Consider the following 1731-nt stretch of genomic DNA (forward strand, 5'->3'; position numbering starts at 1 on the left):
TCGCCTAATTAAGATAAAAACATTTCAACCACTTACATGATATATAGTCAAAAACCGGTCATTCATCTCCTCATGAAAATGAGGAGGATTCTGACCGGTTTCTCCTAAAGCGGGCACCGTTAAGAAGGAAAATAGAGCTCTACAGCCCGATGCTGGCCATAAAACCGATAACGCCTCGGGAAATCGTGTACGATCTCATAGCTTGGGTAGTCATCCAACCGAATGGACCAGCGAATGCGCCCATCTTTGATGAAAGATAGCAGACCGTCTGATCGTTCGATGCCATCAAAGAAAAACCCGTCACGCGCCACCAGCTCGTCTTCTTCATAGAAGTTGACGACAACTTGGCGATGGCGGTATTCCGTCAGCAAAGAAAGCAAGTCACCCACGTTTTCTCTCTCCCTTACACGTGATTAGATCGGCCAAAATAGATGAAGGAGAAACAAACCGGCAAACAGCAAGGCAGAGACAAGATGAAACGTTCTTCTCCACCCTGACGCTTTTTGCCGCCGAAGGACACCTGCAAACAAGGTGATGGCCAACATCGCGAGGCTTGCATAACCGGTCACCAGTTTCCCATGGCCAAAACCGATCACCGCTCCGAGTTTCCATGCCATCACCACTCCGTGAAAGACAATCAAGCTCGTTCCGACAACCGCGAGCGGGATGTGGGCTTTCATCATGCTTCTTGCTATCCGCGCTAACGTGACTTTGACCTTCCGGATTTTTGTTTTGCGGATGACAAGGAAGATAAAATACATATTGACATTGACCAAAAACAGCAGCACCGCCACTTGCGCCAGCCATTTTCCTGCCAACACCGCAGCCGAGTCGTTCGGGCGGAACAGCCAGATATAAACCGCCGTGCCGATCACCAACAGCGCATTAATGATCATCCAAACATAGTGGGCCATACATCCCTCCATGGTTGTTCCGTTTACCATCCATTTTACCCCAAAAAACCATCCCGCCGGAGTGAGGATCATCACACCACAAACGCAGGGGGGTGGCACTTCCGATGCCTAGACGCTTCCCCTCATTGGCGGTTTTCACTCAACCAACGCCAATCGATTCATCCCATGTCCAAGAGAGCGACGCTCTGCCTGAGATGAACCGATGGCTACTTTGTCACCAGGGCTCGATGGTCCATAACCGTTTGTCTCTAACCGGTGCCGCAGCATCTAAACTCGACGGCGGGCATCGTCTTTCGCTTGTTATAACGCCAGATATACCCCGATTCCTGCCGCTAGCACAATGGCCAATCCGGCATAAATCAACGCTAGGCGGGTGAGATTGCCTTTGGTTGCTGATGTGTACTGTTCGTCTCCCCGCCCCGACAGTGCGAGCGTGCCGATGAGGCCTGCAAGCATCACGACAGCCGCGGCAATCATTGAGATCGTCAACGTTCTTCCCCCTCTTTCGTTTGCCTGTCGGAAAAATGATCCGCCCATGCGATTCACGCTCCGTTTGCATCTTTCTTCCCTTCTTTTCTTTCGTTGTTTCCTATTTTAGCAGATCATTTGTTCGTTAGGAACAACTCAGGTCGCTTTCAAGGCGGCAAAAGCGATTTGTTTGCGGGGCGGAAACCGTTCCGCCGCTTCGCTTTCGCCTGTTGCAGGCTCGCTCTTCCATGTACTCCAGCCCATATACAGCCAAAAAAGAATGCCAGCCCCCATCACGGCTGTTCTCAGCCAAGCGGAACCAAGCCAAACGAGCGAGACGCCCAAAATG

At 51.2% G+C, this 1731-nt stretch carries 3 protein-coding genes and 1 pseudogene; all 4 read right to left on the reverse strand.

Annotated elements, in window-relative coordinates:
• Nucleotides 1-119: 119 nt before the first annotated feature.
• Nucleotides 120-389 (reverse strand): hypothetical protein, encoded by a 270-nt coding sequence (locus tag VU18_RS15950; protein WP_014195798.1) that lies wholly within the window; start codon nucleotides 387-389, stop codon nucleotides 120-122.
• A gap of 24 nt (nucleotides 390-413) precedes the next feature.
• Nucleotides 414-914, reverse strand: a complete 501-nt coding sequence (locus VU18_RS15955) for a hypothetical protein (RefSeq protein ID WP_014195797.1) — start codon at nucleotides 912-914, stop codon at nucleotides 414-416.
• Nucleotides 915-1214: 300 nt separating this feature from the next.
• Complete coding sequence (locus VU18_RS15960; RefSeq protein ID WP_049787568.1) at nucleotides 1215-1403, reverse strand: hypothetical protein; 189 nt, start codon at nucleotides 1401-1403, stop codon at nucleotides 1215-1217.
• A 135-nt stretch (nucleotides 1404-1538) separates the two neighbouring features.
• Nucleotides 1539-1731, reverse strand: a pseudogene (locus VU18_RS15965) (lysine transporter); the annotation flags it as partial.

The sequence above is a fragment of the Geobacillus sp. ZGt-1 genome (genome assembly GCF_001026865.1).
GTDB lineage: Bacteria > Bacillota > Bacilli > Bacillales > Anoxybacillaceae > Geobacillus > Geobacillus thermoleovorans.